The 14,502-nt window shown below is 61.3% G+C and carries 13 protein-coding genes; 6 read left to right on the top strand and 7 right to left on the bottom strand.

Translation table 11 applies throughout. From position 1 onward, the window contains the following. Window positions 1-21 precede the first annotated feature (21 nt). From F451_RS0117730 to F451_RS0117700, 7 genes are all read right to left on the bottom strand, one after another. A complete protein-coding gene (locus F451_RS0117730; protein WP_020682744.1) occupies window positions 22-1,392 on the bottom strand; it encodes a beta-barrel domain-containing protein in 1,371 nt (456 codons plus the stop codon). Then, window positions 1,389-3,788, bottom strand: coding sequence for an FHA domain-containing protein (locus F451_RS0117725; RefSeq protein WP_020682743.1), 2,400 nt, complete (start codon window positions 3,786-3,788; stop codon window positions 1,389-1,391). Before F451_RS0117725 ends, F451_RS0117730 begins: the two co-directional genes overlap by 4 nt. A gap of 9 nt (window positions 3,789-3,797) precedes the next feature. After that, a complete protein-coding gene (locus F451_RS0117720) occupies window positions 3,798-5,198 on the bottom strand; it encodes an efflux transporter outer membrane subunit (protein ID WP_020682742.1) in 1,401 nt (466 codons plus the stop codon). Between the two features lie 83 nt (window positions 5,199-5,281). After that, on the bottom strand, window positions 5,282-6,190 hold the full coding sequence (locus F451_RS0117715) for an ABC transporter permease (protein ID WP_020682741.1): 909 nt from the start codon (window positions 6,188-6,190) through the stop codon (window positions 5,282-5,284). Then, a complete protein-coding gene (locus F451_RS0117710) occupies window positions 6,187-6,924 on the bottom strand; it encodes an ABC transporter ATP-binding protein (protein WP_020682740.1) in 738 nt (245 codons plus the stop codon). Before F451_RS0117710 ends, F451_RS0117715 begins: the two co-directional genes overlap by 4 nt. Continuing rightward, window positions 6,924-7,901 carry a YVTN family beta-propeller repeat protein gene (locus F451_RS0117705; RefSeq protein ID WP_020682739.1) on the bottom strand — a complete coding sequence of 326 codons (978 nt, stop codon included), beginning with the start codon at window positions 7,899-7,901 and terminating at the stop codon, window positions 6,924-6,926. Before F451_RS0117705 ends, F451_RS0117710 begins: the two co-directional genes overlap by 1 nt. Next, the gene (locus F451_RS0117700; RefSeq protein WP_020682738.1) at window positions 7,898-9,166 is read right to left on the bottom strand and encodes an ABC transporter substrate-binding protein; all 1,269 of its coding nucleotides are present in this window, start codon (window positions 9,164-9,166) and stop codon (window positions 7,898-7,900) included. Before F451_RS0117700 ends, F451_RS0117705 begins: the two co-directional genes overlap by 4 nt. A 265-nt stretch (window positions 9,167-9,431) precedes the next feature. Between F451_RS0117700 and F451_RS0117690 the strand changes: the two genes are divergently transcribed. The 6 genes from F451_RS0117690 (at window position 9,432) to F451_RS26855 (ending at window position 14,427) form a co-directional block, all read left to right on the top strand. Next, window positions 9,432-10,268 (top strand): ion transporter, encoded by an 837-nt coding sequence (locus F451_RS0117690; RefSeq protein ID WP_020682736.1) that lies wholly within the window; start codon window positions 9,432-9,434, stop codon window positions 10,266-10,268. A 342-nt stretch (window positions 10,269-10,610) separates the two neighbouring features. Next, on the top strand, window positions 10,611-11,054 hold the full coding sequence (gene pedF, locus F451_RS0117685) for a cytochrome c-550 PedF (RefSeq protein WP_020682735.1): 444 nt from the start codon (window positions 10,611-10,613) through the stop codon (window positions 11,052-11,054). Further along, window positions 11,041-11,958 carry a substrate-binding periplasmic protein gene (locus F451_RS0117680; protein ID WP_020682734.1) on the top strand — a complete coding sequence of 306 codons (918 nt, stop codon included), beginning with the start codon at window positions 11,041-11,043 and terminating at the stop codon, window positions 11,956-11,958. Before pedF ends, F451_RS0117680 begins: the two co-directional genes overlap by 14 nt. A gap of 60 nt (window positions 11,959-12,018) precedes the next feature. Further along, window positions 12,019-12,918, top strand: coding sequence for a quinoprotein dehydrogenase-associated SoxYZ-like carrier (locus F451_RS25920; protein ID WP_020682733.1), 900 nt, complete (start codon window positions 12,019-12,021; stop codon window positions 12,916-12,918). 4 nt (window positions 12,919-12,922) lie between these two features. Further along, window positions 12,923-13,915, top strand: coding sequence for a quinoprotein relay system zinc metallohydrolase 1 (locus F451_RS0117670; RefSeq protein WP_083928472.1), 993 nt, complete (start codon window positions 12,923-12,925; stop codon window positions 13,913-13,915). Window positions 13,916-14,061: 146 nt separating this feature from the next. Continuing rightward, a complete protein-coding gene (locus F451_RS26855; RefSeq protein ID WP_020682731.1) occupies window positions 14,062-14,427 on the top strand; it encodes a hypothetical protein in 366 nt (121 codons plus the stop codon). Window positions 14,428-14,502: the final 75 nt, after the last annotated feature.

The following is a 14,502-nucleotide window of genomic DNA, read 5'->3' as shown; positions in this document are numbered from 1 at the left end:
ATACTGTCAGACTCCCTGTGGTTATTGCTGCAGCCGGCGGAATGGATCCAGCGCCAGGTCGATCAGGCGCCTTTTCTGCACCTGGATCTCGGCTTCGGCCTCCATGCCAAAGCGCAGCGCATGGCGCTGGCCACTGTCGCTGAAATAGTGCCGCTCGAGTCTCACCCGTCCCTGATAGGCCGGCTGTCCGCCGCGTTCTGATACCACCGTGCCCGGCGAAATGTACTGCAGGGAGCCGCTGATAAAGCCGTAGCGCTGGAACGGAAAGGCATTGAACTTCAGTTTCACCGGCAAGCCTTCGTACAGGAAGCCCCGGTCGCGCTCCGGAATCTCGATATGCAGTACTGTCTGGGCATCGGCTGGCGCGAGTGTGGCCAGTGGCCGGTCGGCCGATACTTTGTCGCCGGGCTGATTGAAGTTGATGCGGGTGATGATGCCGTCCGCCGGGGCCAGGATCCGCAGGAAGTTGTCCTCGTCGATATTGTCGAAACGGATATGGGCGGCCCCCTCGGCGCGCAGACGGGCAGCGCGCAACGCCATCGTGACCCTGTCCTCGGCCTGGCGGATCGCCTCCAGTGCCTCCTCGTACTGGATCCTCAGTTCGCGCAACTGCTGGGCGCTCTGTGCGATTTCTCGGCTTTTCTGCTGCTGCTGTGAACTCAGCCGCAGCTCCAGTTCGCTCAGTGCGGCTTCGGCGGACACGGTGTTGCTTCGGGCGATGGCGTAGGCGTTGCGTTTCTCCTGTACCTGGTTACGCGAAACGCCGCCACCGCCCGGCGAGTTGAACAGCCGGTCGAAGGCGTTCATTTCGTTGCGGGCCGAGGTCAGCAGGGTGCGGCTGCGGTCCAGCTCGGCACGGGCCCTTTCAAGGCTGGCCTTGTGTGCTTCCGACAACTTGCCGAGCCCCTCGGTCACACGCTGCTGGTGCAGTTGCTGTTCCAGCTCCAGTTTCTGCTGCAGGCTGTCGGCCTTGCTCTGGAGCAGTGCCCGGCGTGCCGGAAAGAGACTGGAGGCGCGCTGTGCTTCGGTCAGCTCAAGTTCGGCCTGCAGCGCCGCAGTGGCCGCCTGGATAGCGCCGCGGGCGTTGATACGGGCGAGCACGTCCCCCTCGGACACCGGCGTCCCTTCGGCAATATAGAGATCCACCAGCTCGCCCTCGATGGGAGCATAGATACGACGCACACTCGACTCGGGACCGAGTACTCCGGGTACCTTGACGACGACGTCGGCACGTCCGACGAAGGACCAGGCCAGTGCGGCAACCATCAGCGCGCACAGCAGGTAGAGGGTGAGGCCGATCAGCCGGGAAGGCTCGGCCGTCAGGATACCGATGCCTTCGGCACTGTGATCGTGCAGCGCTGCCTGCAGGGGGCGGGATTCGGGGTCGTTCATGGGACCTGCTCCTCGGGTGTCGCCAGTAGCTGCAACTTGGTCCTTAGCAGCGGCGGATCCAGTACCGTGCTCAGGTCCTGTAGCCACTGCCGCTGGCCCTGTATCTCACTGATAATTTTCTGCTGCAAGGCCAGGGTTGCGGCATCCGGCGTCTGCTCGAGCAAGCCGTAAAGGTTGAGTCCGATGCGGACCTGGTCGTGGGCCCGGCTCAGCAGATCCGCTTGCTGGCGAAAGCGCTCGGAGACCACAGCCTCCAGTCGCAGCGCACTGCCGATGCCACCCTGTTGCTGATATAGCTGCCAGTAGTCATCGGCAGCGGCCATCGCCTCGTCGGCATCGCGGCGCGCGTCGTCAGCGTAACGTTGGACGGTCTGCGCCAGCGTGTCCAGGTAATGGCGGTCCTGGACAGGATCCAGCGAAGCATAAAAGGCGATCAGCGCTGGACCGTACCTGGCAGACTGTTCGCCGGTTTGTAGTCGCCGGTAACCGCTCTGGATGTGCCGGTAGTGTGCCAGTTGAGACGCCAGCGCCTCGCCCCCGGGATCGCTGCTACCTGCCTCGAGCAGCGCGATGGCCTGCTGCGCGTCGCCCGCCAGCCAGGCCTGTCGGGCACGACGATGCAGCTCGACGATGGCCGCGGGCGGTGCGTTGCGCTGCAACAGTGCCTGACTGGCCTGCCGAAAGGGTGGCGTGCGCATGGAAGGGTGCTGTTCGAGGTCCTGCAACGCATCGAGATCGTGCCGTTCGACCGCCCGCTGCAATGTCTCGAAGTCTGCGAGGTCCAGACGCAGCCGGTCGATGCCCTGGATGTTGGGGTACTGCTGCTGGAATTCATCAAACAGTACGGCCACGGCCTCGCTCTGGTTGTCCGCCAACAGCCTTTGCAGGCGTTGATTTAAGTTGTCGATGGCAGCTAGATAGACGGCGTTTTCGTACTCCAGCTGGCGCAGCTGGCTGAAGGTGTGGTTGTGTACCGGCGCGAACGTCGGTACCTGGTCGAGCACCTGATCCAGCAGTCGGCGGCCGTCGCTGTCCTGGGCCTCCCAGTGTTCGAGCAGCGCGCGGATCTGCTGTTCATGGTGATACAGCTCGAGACCGTTGTCCGGCGGGCGCTCGGCGAAAAAACGGTCAAGTTCGGTGACCCAGCCGAGCAGCGCAAGTAGTTGCCGGCCCTGCGGGTGGATGTCACTCAGGGAGGCGACCTTGAGCTGTTCCAGGGCCGTGTCGTAGGCTTTTATTTCCAGTTGCTGCTGCCAGCCCGGGACGGTGCCCTTGAGCAGCGCCTCGTTGGCGAGGGCCTCGATCTCGCGCTGGTCCGGCTGGCGCTCAAGATAGCGGCTGGCCTGCTGGCTGGCCTCCCTATATTGCGCCTGAGCCATCAGTGCCCGGATCTCGCGTTCCTCGGCGCCACGCTGATAAAGCAATAGGGCTGCAGCGCTCAGTAGCAGCACGACGACGGCGGCAAGCCAGCGCTTTTTCGCCGAGCGGGGCTTTTCGCCGAAGCCGAGGGCGCGGCGCAGCTCGCCGAGGAATACCCGCATTCGGCCCAGCCGGCCGCGGGCTGTATGGCTGGCCGGTGCCTTCGCTACGGCCTCCCGATCATCCGCGGCCTGCGATGGCGTTTCCTGCTGCTGGCAGAAAATATCCAGAAACGGGCTGGCGCTGGTGATGAAGGTTGTTCTGGGTTCATCGGTAGCTGCAGTGACTGCAGCTGCCCGGGTGGGCTGCGGCGGCTTGTCGGCGGCTGTCAGCTCCACACGGTAGCAAAAGGTCGGGCAGCCGAAGGTGAGCTGGTCACCGTCGTGCAGGGGTACCGGGTGTTCGTCGAGCCGTTGCTCGCCGACGAAGGTACCGTTGGTACTGCCCAGATCTTCGATCTGAGGCAGACCGTGCCTGAGGAAGATGTGGGCGTGGCGGCGCGAAAGGAGTGAGAGGTCGTCACCATGGCGTGCACGGTAGCGGGCAAAGGCGCCCTCGGTTTGGCTGATCAGGAACGGGAACTGGCTGATCACCAGGGTATCCAGGTCGGAGCCGGCGTCGCAGGGTGTCAGGGTCAGATCGGCAGATGGGGTCTGTTCCGGCGGCGGCTGTTGCACCAGCTCCACCCGGAACTGCAGCTGACCGGCGAAGCAGATTTCGTCGCCGTGGCGCAACCGCGCGGCTTGCTGGTTAATGGCCTTGCCGTTAAGCCGGGTGCCGTTGAGGCTGCCGGTATCGACCAGAAAATAGTGACCGTCCTGCTCGAAGATGCGGGCGTGGCGACGCGAGAGCTTGGCCACCGCCTCGGTTTCGTGGGCGCTGAACGGGGTTTCCTGGCGGCCAATTGCGAACAGACTGTCGTCGATCCGGATGTCACCGATCTCGGGGTGGGACTGGGCCTTGAGAATCACTTTCATTGGACGAGCCTAATGAACCCGGGTGGAGGGCCAGCCGCCGCCCAGCACCTTGTAGAGTGTGACCGTATCACTGAGGATCTGGCCGTGCAGCTGCAGCAGATTCTGCTGCGCCGCCAGTACCGAACGCTCCGATTCGAACACCTCCAGCTGTGATGCCATCCCGAGTTGTACCTGGCGGTCAATCTGGTTGCGCACCTGTGCCAGCTGGTCGATCTGCGCCCGTACCTCGTTCAGTCGTTCCTTGCGGGCGGCCAGGTTGGTGAGCGCGTTTTCGACTTCCTCGAAGGCCAGCAAAACCGTTTTGCGATATTCCTCCTCGGCGATACGTTCCTGAGCCTCGCGGGTCGCGAGTCGTGCCTCAATGCCCGGATCAAAGATCGGAATGTTCATGGCCGGCGCAAGGCCCAGGCTCCAGTTGCCCAGCAGGCCGGAGAGCACGGCACTGGCGAAACCACCGTTGCCGGTAAGACTGAAACCCGGCAGCTTGGCCAGATGTGCCTGACCGACGAGATGGTGTACCTGCAGCACCCGATATTCCCGGGCGATGATATCCGGGCGACGTGACACCAGTTGTGAGGGCAGTCCCGCCGGAACCACCGGCAGCGAGACGGTGTCGGTGAGCGTCGCTGGCGGCACGCGGAAATCGCCGGCCGGCCGGCCCAGCAGGGTCGCGAGGCGGTTTTCCGCCAGTCGGCGCAGGCGCACCAGATCCACCTGGGTATCCTGCAGGCCGTGGATTTCGGCCTGCTGCTGGCGGATGCGGGTATCGGGAATGAGGCCGGCCTGATGTTGCTGCCGGTAGATAGCGAGAATACGCCGGTTTTTGTCCAGGGCACTGCGCTGGCGCTGGAGTTGTTCGTCCAGACGGCGGATTGCGAAGTAGGTGTCTGCCAGGTCCGCGGCCATGGTCAGGTATCCGGCGCGCCAGTCTGCTTCGGTGGCCTGATACTCGGCGGTTTGGGCCTGGACGCCCTTGCGGGCCTTGCCCCAGACATCGATTTCCCAGTTTGCGGAGGCCTGGGCGCCGAACTGTTGCGTTGTGCCCAGCGGACTGGCCTGCAGCTGGGCCGACACATTGGCGCCGACGCTGGGCAGCAGAGTACTGCGTTCCTCGCCGATGGCCGCTTCTGCTGCATCGATCCTCGCTGCAAGTATCTTTAGATCAAGATTGCCAGCAAGGGCCGTTTCGATCAGCTGGTCAAGATAGGGGTCGTTGAAGCCGGTCCACCAGTCGGGCTGGATGGTCTCGTTGGCCGAAACCTGGACGGCTGCCTCGGGGCCCACCCAGTCGGATTTTTGCGGCAACTCGGGGCGCTGGTACTCGGTGTGGCCCTTTTCGTATGCGTTGCAACCGGCCAGCATGATGCCGGCAAGAAGGCAGTAGGCGGCGCCCGGAGCAAACAGTCTCATGCCAACGACCCCATGTCGTAAAGGTGCGTGTGGGGTAAGTATAGGCCTGTCGTCCGGTGTCAGGTGACGCGGTTGGCGCGGATCTATTTTCCCCCGCTGTTTCTCGCGCTGCGCTCGGGATTAAAGCCCAGTACCGCCAGCAGGGCGAACACCAGGGTTGCGCCTGCGGTGATGGCCAGGGCAACCGGGTTTAGCTGGCCATAGAGTGCATGTCGCACCAGCTCCACCGCGTGGGTAAAGGGGTTGGCCAGGCAAAGCCAGTAGAGCCATTCGCTCGCTTCGCGCATCTTCCACAGCGGATAGAGTGCCGACGAAATAAAGAACATCGGGAAGATAACGAAATTCATTACGCCGGCGAAGTTTTCGAGCTGGCGGATATGGGACGATAAAAACAGCCCGATGGCGCCCAGCAGCACGGCGGTCAGGAACAGTGCCGGCAGGGCGGTTACATAACCCATGAGGGGCGGCTCGAGGTCAACGGCGAGCCAGGCGAGGGCGAGAAACGCATACACCTGGGTCAGGGATATCAGGCCGATGGCCATGAGTTTGCACAGCAGCAGCCAGCTGCGGGGCAGCGGGCTCATGAGCAGCACGCGCATGCTGCCCATTTCGCGGTCATACACCATGGAGAGCGAACTCTGCATGCCATTGAACAGCAGGATCATGCAGCACAGCCCCGGCGCTATATAGGTTTCGTAGGTAATGTAAGTTTCGTAGGGCGGTATGATGGCGACACCCAGTGCGGCCCGAAATCCGGCCGCAAAGACCACCAGCCATAGCAGCGGGCGCACGAGGGCGCTGAGAAAACGGCTGCGTTGCTGAATAAAGCGCAGATACTCGCGCAGCAGAATACCGGTGAAGCAATGCCAGTAGGCGGCTACGCCTGTGCTGCTGTCCGGATGCGCCCGTTCAGGTGCCCGGCTGGAAGCGGTTGCCGTCTTGATGTCGCAGCTGTTGTGATCAGGCGCAGCAGCATTAAACCGGCTATTCATGACTGCGGCTCCAGCGTTGATTCGGTCAGGTCGGCAAAGGCCTGCGTCAGGCTGGCCGCCCCTGTGCTTTGACAGAGGGCGGCTGCACTGTCATCGGCGTGCAACCGGCCCTTGTGCAGCAACAGAACCCGGTCCTGCGGATTGATTTCCTCGATCAGGTGCGTGGCCCAGAGCACGGTAAGGCCATCATCCTGGCACAGCCGGCGCACATAGGTGTTCAGTGCCGCGCGCGTCTGCGTATCGAGTCCCACGGTGGCTTCATCGAGCAGCAATACCGATGGCCGGTGCAGGAGTGCGCGGGCAATCTCGACACGGCGGCGATGGCCGCCGTTGAGATTGCGCACCCGCTCGTGAAGGCGGTCACCCAGGCCGAGGCGCTCCAGTTCGACGCACATGCGTGCATTCACTTCGTGCCGCGCCAGACCCTGCAGTGCGCCATGGTAGGCCAGGTTCTGGGCTACGCTCAGATCCAGGTCCAGCGTACCCTGCTGAAACACCACACCCAGACGTCGCATCACGGCACCGGCATGCTGGCGAACGGGCAGGCCGAACAGGCGGATATCACCCTGTTGCAATGCCAGCAGGCGGGTCAGCAACCCGAACAGGGTACTCTTGCCCGCGCCATTGGGCCCCAGCAGTGCGTTGAAGCTGCCCGGGTGCAGTTGAAAGCTCAGATCTGTCAACGCCGTACGCCGGCCATAGTTGAAACCGAGTCCCTCAACGACGATGGCCATCAGGATTTCACCGCCAGACCCCAGGGGTAGCGGCCCACCTTGATTGACTTGATGACTTTGAGTTTTTTGACATCAATGACCGAGACATCGCCGCTGACGCCATTGGCACTGAGCAGGCGCGATTCGTCGCTATTGAATTCGAGGTGCCAGACACGCCGGCCCACCAGAAGGTAGTCGAGGACCTCGTAGGTTTTGGCGTCAACCACGGCGATATGATTTGCAGGGCCCAGGGCCACGAAGGCATAGCGGCCATCCGAGCTGAGCTTGATACCCACCGGCTGTATTTTGTCCCGGTGCACGCCCCTGATATCAAAATTGAGCTTGCGGATGATCTGGCGCGAAGCGACATCGACCACCGCAACAGTGCCGCCGATTTCCGAGCTGGCCCACAGCAGGGAGCCATCCTGATTGAACTCGACATGACGCGGGCGCTGGTCGACCAGGGTGTTATCAACCAGCTGATGGGTCGCTGTATCAATCCAGTGCAGCATGTTGGTGGTTTCGCTGGTATTGATAACCCATTTCCCATCGGGGCTGACCGCCATGCCTTCGGGTTCGACGCCCACATCGATCTGCGCCAGCACTTCATGGCTGTTCACATTCACCACGGTGACCAGCGCATCATCCTCGTTGGCCACGTAAAGCAGCTGATCATTGGGGTGCAGCACGAATTGTTCGGGATCCTCGCCGGAGGGAAGGCTGGCGATGATTTTGTGGGTTGCTATATCCATCACCTGCACGGTGTCAGAGTCGCTGGCGCAGATATAGAGTTTGCTGCCGTCCTTGGACAGCGTGATGCCGCGGGGTCGCTGGCCGACATCAAAGGTGTCGATGACTTCCAGGCTGTCCAGGTCGATCAGTGACAGGGTATCGTCCTTCTCATTGGACACATAGACGACCTCGGCCTGGGCGGTGGCCTGGAAGCCCAGTGTTGCCACGCTGACGGCCAGTGCGAGCAGGGAGCTTTTCAGTGTCATTGTGTGTCTCCAGTCATAGTGTAGGGCGTGGTATAGGCCGTACTACATTGGCTTTCGGGGGCGTCGTAGCCCAGGCTGTCGAGGTCTGTCACCGGATGCAGAATGCCTTCCTGTGGTGACTGGGACACCAGTGCCCTTGGGTGCACCAGGGCAATGGGCTGGCGCAGCTGGCCACTCCAGGGACGATAGCTGAGCTTGCGGCCCTTGAAGGCGGCCAGCGCAAAACGATCGGACAGCAGATAATCACGCAGTATCGGCGCTTCTGTGCGTTGCAGCTGGGTAACGGCCTCGGCAACTGAGCGTACGGCCGCCCAGGCGGCATAGTCGCGGCTTTGCATCCAGCGCCCGGCGAGCGCTTCAAAGCGGCTTTGCAGCTGGGCTGCCCCCCACTGTTCCACCACCCGGTGCCAGGCCACGGGCGTGAGCCCCTGGGTACCGGCCACCGGGCGTGGCAGCCAGCTGTTGTAGAGCACGTATTCACCAAAATCACCGCGTTCATCGGCCAGCAGAACCACGTCATAGTCTTTGCCCTGGGTAAACAGCGGCATTTCCTTTTGCGCGGTGCGGCGCAGGTCGGTGTCAAAGCTCCAGCTCTTTTCGTCGCGTATCCTGCCCCCAAAGCGCTTGGCGGCGCGGTGCAGCGCGCGGGCGTAGGCCTGATCTGCGGGCTGGTTGCCGGTAATCAGCAGCCAGTCGCGCCACTGGCGCGATGCCAGCCACTGGGCCAGTGCATCGGTCAGCATGGCGCGGCTCGGCAGGGTATGCAGTACATTGCCCAGGCATTGCTCGGTGCGAAGCTCATCGTCGCTGCTGCCGGCATTAAAAATGAGTGCCCTGTCACCCACCGCCTGGCTGAGTCGGGTCAGCTCGGCGCCGGGAAGGTCGGCAACGATCAGGTGGATTCCGCTTGCTTGCCAGCTGATGGCCTGCTGCAGCAGCGCCTCGGGGTTATCACTGCTGAGCTGTTCGAGTTCATAGTGGTGCTTTAGAAAGCGCCCGCTCGTATTGCTGTCGGAGATACCGAGTTCTGCGCCACGCAAACCCGAATCCCGCGGTTCCGGCAGTACGTTGGACAGCGCGGGCGGGGCGGGTGGACGAAAGCTCAGGTAGCCGACGCGAACGGTGAGTTCTGCGCTTTTGGCAGTCTCAGCAATCGACGCTGTTGCAGCTGCGGCCTGCACGGGCGCCTTGAATAGGGCAAGTAACAGCACCAGGCTCATGCAAAGCTTAACGCCCTGGCAGTGGTGAAGACTCAGTTTGGACATGGGGTCATCATTCTTGGCGTTTAATTTTTATTGTCGCTATGAAAAGCCAGCATAGGATGGCGCGAATGCGGGTGAAATATGCAGAAAGTACCGATCGACTGGTACTGAAGTAGCATGTAGCGGTGCCGGGTGGCGCCCTTGCCAGGGCAATCCGCCAGTGCCTGCGGGTGCTTTGCATGGCTCGGCGGATAGGCGATAATCCGCCGCATTTCCTGCGTGCCGCCCCGGCGGATCACGCTTACTTGTATTTGCGGACGAGTCGCCCATGAGTGAATCCATTTCGAACCTGCAGTCGCGCTTTGAGCGCCTGAGGGCCAACAAGCTGTTCGAAACTCTGGTGATCAGCATCATCATCATTTCGGCCCTGCTGGTCGGCGCCAAAACCTATGAAGAAACCAGCCGTTTCGAGCAGGCGCTGCGGGTGCTGGACCTGGGCGTTACCGCCTTCTTCCTGGTGGAAATCCTGATTCGCATGGCCGGCGAGAGACGCTTGCGGGACTTTTTCAGCAAGGGCTGGAATGTGTTTGATTTCCTGATCGTTACAGCCAGCCTGATACCGCTGGACGATTCCGAGCTGGTATTGCTGGCGCGGCTGCTGCGTATTTTCAGGGTACTGCGGCTGGTATCGATGATTCCGGAACTGCGCATGCTGGTGACAGCGTTGTTCAAGTCCATTCCCCGCATGGCCTACGTGGCACTGCTGATGTTCATTATCTTTTACATCTACGGAGCCATCGGCAGCTTCCTGTTCCATGAGGTGAACGAAAAACTGTGGGGCAATATCGCCCTGGCCATGTTGACGCTGTTCCAGGTGGCAACCTTTGAAAGCTGGGCCACGGCGGTGCTGTATCCCACCATGGAGTACTTCCCCTACAGCTGGATTTACTTCATCACCTTTATCTTCCTCAACTCCTTTGTGTTCCTGAACATGATGATCGGTATCGTGCTGGACGTGATGCAAAAGGAAAGCGTGCAGATGGAAATTGAAAGTGGCGAGGGCGAGGCGGCAGAATTGCATGGCCTGCGCGATGATGTGCTGGCCATGCGCGAACAGCTGTCGCGCATGGAGGCGCTGCTGGAGCAACGGGCGCCGCGGCGCTAGCGCGCTCTGGCCACCTAGCTGCTGAACCTTTTCAGGGCGCATTCGTGCGCCCTGGCTGTTTATCTGCCCGCGAATCCTGCCTCTTCATCTCCTCTTGTTCCGTCTCTTGCATCTATTCTCTCATCCCCAGTCATTGTCGGTGATTCAGCGCGCTCCTGGCGGTGCCTGAGTGCCGCTATCTGCCGCTTCGAGGCGAAAAACCTACTACCAACGGAGTAAGTCTTGGCGGCCAAAGTAGAATTCTGGCGCGCAGGCGCTGCGCTCTATCATGGCTTCAACAGTGCGCAATAGGTTTTTTGCGACAGTTTTGTTCAGTTATTCCAATCAGAAAGGGTCTTAGCCATGACAACCAATAAGAAACTGCTCGGCGCCGCCGGGACCGCAATGCTCACCCTGATGTTATCCACCCAGCTGCTGGCTCATGGCGATGTCACGCCGCAGACCGTCGATACCGCGGGTCTGGAAGCTCTGGGAGAAGAGTGGCTGGACGCCAACCCCTATGGCACTGATCACCCTGATCATGCCAAGGCAGTTGAGATTGGCGCTTCGGCATATAACCAGAATTGCGCGCGTTGCCACGGCCTGGAAGGTATATCTGGAGGTATCGCACCGGATCTGCGCATGCTGGAACCCGGTATCGATGGCGATGAGTGGTTCCAGTATCGCGTCGTGAACGGTGCAGTGCGCGATGGCCGCGTCTACATGCCCAAGATGGCAGACTACCTGAGCCAGGAAGCCCTCTGGGCGATCCGCGCCTGGCTGGAGACGAAGTATGTTGAGCAATAGGCTCAGCGCTTTCCTGCTTGGCTGCGTCTGCCTGCTGGCGCAGCCCGCGCAGGCGCGCGAATACGATGATGTCATTGCCAGCGGCTATGTGCGCATCGGTTTGTACCGGGACTTTCCGCCTTACTCTTATCTCGAGAATGGCGCCCCTGCGGGGGTCGATGTCGAGATCGGCAAGCGGATCGCCCAGGGGTTGGGGGTGCGTTTTGAGCCCCACTGGATTACACCGGACGAAAACCTCGAAGACGACCTGCGCAACAATGTCTGGAAAGGGCACTACCTGGACAAGAACGACGAGCAACCTCTGGCTCTCAAGCATCTGGCGGATGTGATGATGCGGGTGCCCTACGATCGCGACTATTCCTATATGCGCGATTCTACGGGCGAAATCGTCAACGAGCAGGTGGTCATGTTCGGGCCCTACCAGAGCGAGCGCTGGCAGGTCGCGTACGACAGCGAAAAGATCGATCGGGTCAGCACCATGGCGGTGTTTCAGTATCACAGCATTGGTGTCGAGATCGACAGCCTGCCGTCGTTTTATCTAACGTCCGGTTTTCAGGGCCGTATGCGCGAACGCACTCATCATTTCGCGTCCCTGCCGCAGGCTTTCGCGGCCATGCAGCGAGGTGAAGTGGATGCGGTGATGGGCATGCGCGGCGAAATCGATCAGCAACTGAGCCGTGCCGAATCGGCGCGTTATCGCCTCGGTGAGAACGGCTTTCCCAACATGGGCAAGCAGAGCTGGGACCTGGGGATGGCAATCAAGCAAAGCAACCGCCAGCTCGGTTACGCCGTGGAAGAGGTCGTCGATGGCATGATTCGAAGCGGAGACATGGCGACGCTCTACGCGGATCTTGGTCTGCAGTACGAGTTGCCGGCTTTCTACCGGGACACCGCTGAACGCTAGTACTCAACAGCTTTGGCTGATCAGGCACGGGCGGGTAACAGGCGTGCACAGGAGTGGATCATGACTATTCGGTCTAGACAGAGGCCCCTCAGTTTTGCCCGGCTGGGCCTGTGCCTGATGCTCGGCTTGCCCGCGACGCTGCCGGCCGCGGAGCCTGGCAGCGTCGCAAGCGGCGGTCAGGGCAGTAGCGTCGCCGGCCCGGCGGCGCCGGATCTGATCACCCCGAATGCATTGCAGGATCCTCTGGACTCGCCATTGTGGGACTACCTGCGCCAGCGCTTTATCGGCGATGACACCTATCTTTTTGATCCCCTGGTTAAAGTGCATGTGCCCCCCTTTGCCGAAGACCCATCCCAGGTACCCGTGAGTGTCGATGCGCGCGCACTGGCCGGACGGGTGGAACGCATGGTGATCTGGGCTGACTTCAATCCCATTCAGCATATCGTGACCGCCTACCCACAAAGCGATCAGGTTGAGCCGCAACTGTCATTGCGTATCAAGGTGGAGCAGGGCACGCCGGTCCGCGCCGCCGTGCTGACCCGTGATGGCATCTGGCATGTGGGTGGCAGTTACCTGGATGCGGCCGGTGGCGGCTGTACGGCACCGAGCATGGCCGCCGGTGATCCTTACTGGGAAAGTCATCTGGGCGAGATCCAGGCGCGCCGCTTTGCCGCCCCTGATGGGGTGCTGGCGCACGGCGGGGCGCGCTACAAGTTTCGCGTTATTCATCCGATGGACACCGGACTGGTCAGCGGTATTCCGGAGTTCTATATCGAGCAGGCACAACTGCGAGGCGCGAACGGTGTTGCGCTGATGCGCCTGGAGCTGTCACCCCCGGTGAGTGAAAACCCGGTGCTGACCTTTGATACCGGCAACACGCGCAATGTGCGGCTCTGGATGCGGGACAACAATGGCAACGAGTTCGAAACGGCGGTGTCCGCGCAGGCAGAGGGAGGATGATGTGATGCCTTTGGTCAGCGTACGTTCTGTTTTACCGCCGGGTCTGAGGTTAAACGCGGTCGCTCGAGTATTTGGCTGCCTGGGGTTACTGGCGGTGGGGCTGTTATGCGTCCTGAGTCAGAGCGCTGTGGCAGGGCGTTTCGACTACGAGCTCAGGCCGCGACAGGTTGCACCCGATACCTGGCTTGTCGAGGGGCGGCGGGAGTCTTTTTCGACCACCAATGGCGGCAATATCGTCAATGTGGCCTTTATCGTCACCGATGCAGGCGTGGTGCTGTTCGATACAGGCCCCTCGTTACGCTTTGGGCAACAGTTGCGCCACGCCATCGCCCGAATAACCGACAAGCCGGTGGTGCTCGTGATTAACAGCCATGCGCATCCTGACCACTTTCTGGGCAATCAGGCCTTTGCCGATGTGTCGATTGGCGCACTGTCCGGTACGACAACGCAGATTACGCAAAATGGAGACAGCTTTGCGACCAGCCTTTACGGGCTGACCGGTGACTGGATGCGAGGCACTGAAGTTGTGGTGCCGGCAGAATTACCGCCGGACAATCCGCTGATACTGGGCGGGCACCGGCTGCGCTTTCTGGCGTTTGAAGGGCATACCGGTGCGGATCTGGTCATGCTGGATGAAACCACCGGTGTGCTGTTTGCGGGTGATCTGGTGTTTTATCAGCGGGCCCTTACCACGCCACAGACGCCGGGCCTGGCACACTGGCGTGCCGAGCTTGATCAGCTGGCACAACTGGATTACCGCCTGCTGATACCGGGCCATGGTCCGCTTGATGACACACGCCAGGCCATTAACCAGATGCAGGATTACCTGGCCTGGCTGGATGCCACCCTGAGTCGCGCCGCACGCCAGGGTCTGACCATGACCCAGGTCATGGCCTTGCCCATCGATCCGCGTTTTGACGCCATCAGCCTGACCCGCTACGAATTCAGCCGTAGCGTAGCCCATCTGTACCCCGGCTATGAAGAGGCTGCGTTTTGAGCCTGCAGCCCTGCTTCTGAACAGCGTCGCACGTTCCAGTATATGCAGCTCTGTATTGTTAAAAGTGACGGTGAATGAGGTCAAGGAGACCTGTTTGCTGTTTGACACCCTGACTTTCCCCCAGGCCTGGCCATGGAGGCGCGCCCATGACATTCGATAGCCCCCGCTGGGTGCCCAGTCTTGCTGCTGGCATTCGGCTCTATTTTGACGACCAGCACCAGCGCTGGGTGATCAAGGCCCCGCACCAGGTAGTGTTCCTTGATCCCGTATCGCTGGATGTGCTGCGTGCCTGTGACGGCGAACGCAGCCTGGCGCGCATTGCGCTGTGCATGGATGCAACGGAGCACCGCCCCGGGCGTGCCTGGCTGGAGGTTGTGAACGATATCGTGCGCCACTTTGAAGCCCGGGGCGTGCTGCGCTGCCGGATGGGTGACGGCGACTTGCCCCTGGTGCGGAGGCCGCTGCAGAGCCTGGCCGAGGCGGTACTTGAACGCAGGAGTAGTACCAAGTGAGTAGAAATCCGCTACTGCGGTGCAATTGTCCGTTTGGGCCTCAAATTCAAGAATTCATGTCAGGTTCGGGAGCTG

The organism is Marinobacterium rhizophilum DSM 18822 (assembly GCF_000378045.1).
GTDB lineage: Bacteria > Pseudomonadota > Gammaproteobacteria > Pseudomonadales > Balneatricaceae > Marinobacterium_A > Marinobacterium_A rhizophilum.
The sequence above is the reverse complement of the archived record's forward strand: the minus strand, read 5'-3'. Positions and strand labels throughout refer to the sequence as shown.

Excerpts from the sequence above, each read along its gene's own strand:
- F451_RS0117720 (WP_020682742.1), bottom strand. The coding sequence starts at position 5,198 with ATGAGACTGTTTGCTCCGGGCGCCGCCTACTGCCTTCTTGCCGGCATC.
- F451_RS0117705 (WP_020682739.1), bottom strand. The coding sequence starts at position 7,901 with ATGACACTGAAAAGCTCCCTGCTCGCACTGGCCGTCAGCGTGGCAACA.
- F451_RS0117670 (WP_083928472.1), top strand. The coding sequence starts at position 12,923 with ATGCCTTTGGTCAGCGTACGTTCTGTTTTACCGCCGGGTCTGAGGTTA.
- F451_RS26855 (WP_020682731.1), top strand. The coding sequence starts at position 14,062 with ATGACATTCGATAGCCCCCGCTGGGTGCCCAGTCTTGCTGCTGGCATT.
- F451_RS0117690 (WP_020682736.1), top strand. The coding sequence starts at position 9,432 with ATGAGTGAATCCATTTCGAACCTGCAGTCGCGCTTTGAGCGCCTGAGG.
- F451_RS25920 (WP_020682733.1), top strand. The coding sequence starts at position 12,019 with ATGACTATTCGGTCTAGACAGAGGCCCCTCAGTTTTGCCCGGCTGGGC.
- F451_RS0117710 (WP_020682740.1), bottom strand. The coding sequence starts at position 6,924 with ATGGCCATCGTCGTTGAGGGACTCGGTTTCAACTATGGCCGGCGTACG.
- F451_RS0117715 (WP_020682741.1), bottom strand. The coding sequence starts at position 6,190 with ATGAATAGCCGGTTTAATGCTGCTGCGCCTGATCACAACAGCTGCGAC.
- F451_RS0117730 (WP_020682744.1), bottom strand. The coding sequence starts at position 1,392 with ATGAACGACCCCGAATCCCGCCCCCTGCAGGCAGCGCTGCACGATCAC.
- pedF (WP_020682735.1), top strand. The coding sequence starts at position 10,611 with ATGACAACCAATAAGAAACTGCTCGGCGCCGCCGGGACCGCAATGCTC.
- F451_RS0117725 (WP_020682743.1), bottom strand. The coding sequence starts at position 3,788 with ATGAAAGTGATTCTCAAGGCCCAGTCCCACCCCGAGATCGGTGACATC.
- F451_RS0117700 (WP_020682738.1), bottom strand. The coding sequence starts at position 9,166 with ATGTCCAAACTGAGTCTTCACCACTGCCAGGGCGTTAAGCTTTGCATG.
- F451_RS0117680 (WP_020682734.1), top strand. The coding sequence starts at position 11,041 with ATGTTGAGCAATAGGCTCAGCGCTTTCCTGCTTGGCTGCGTCTGCCTG.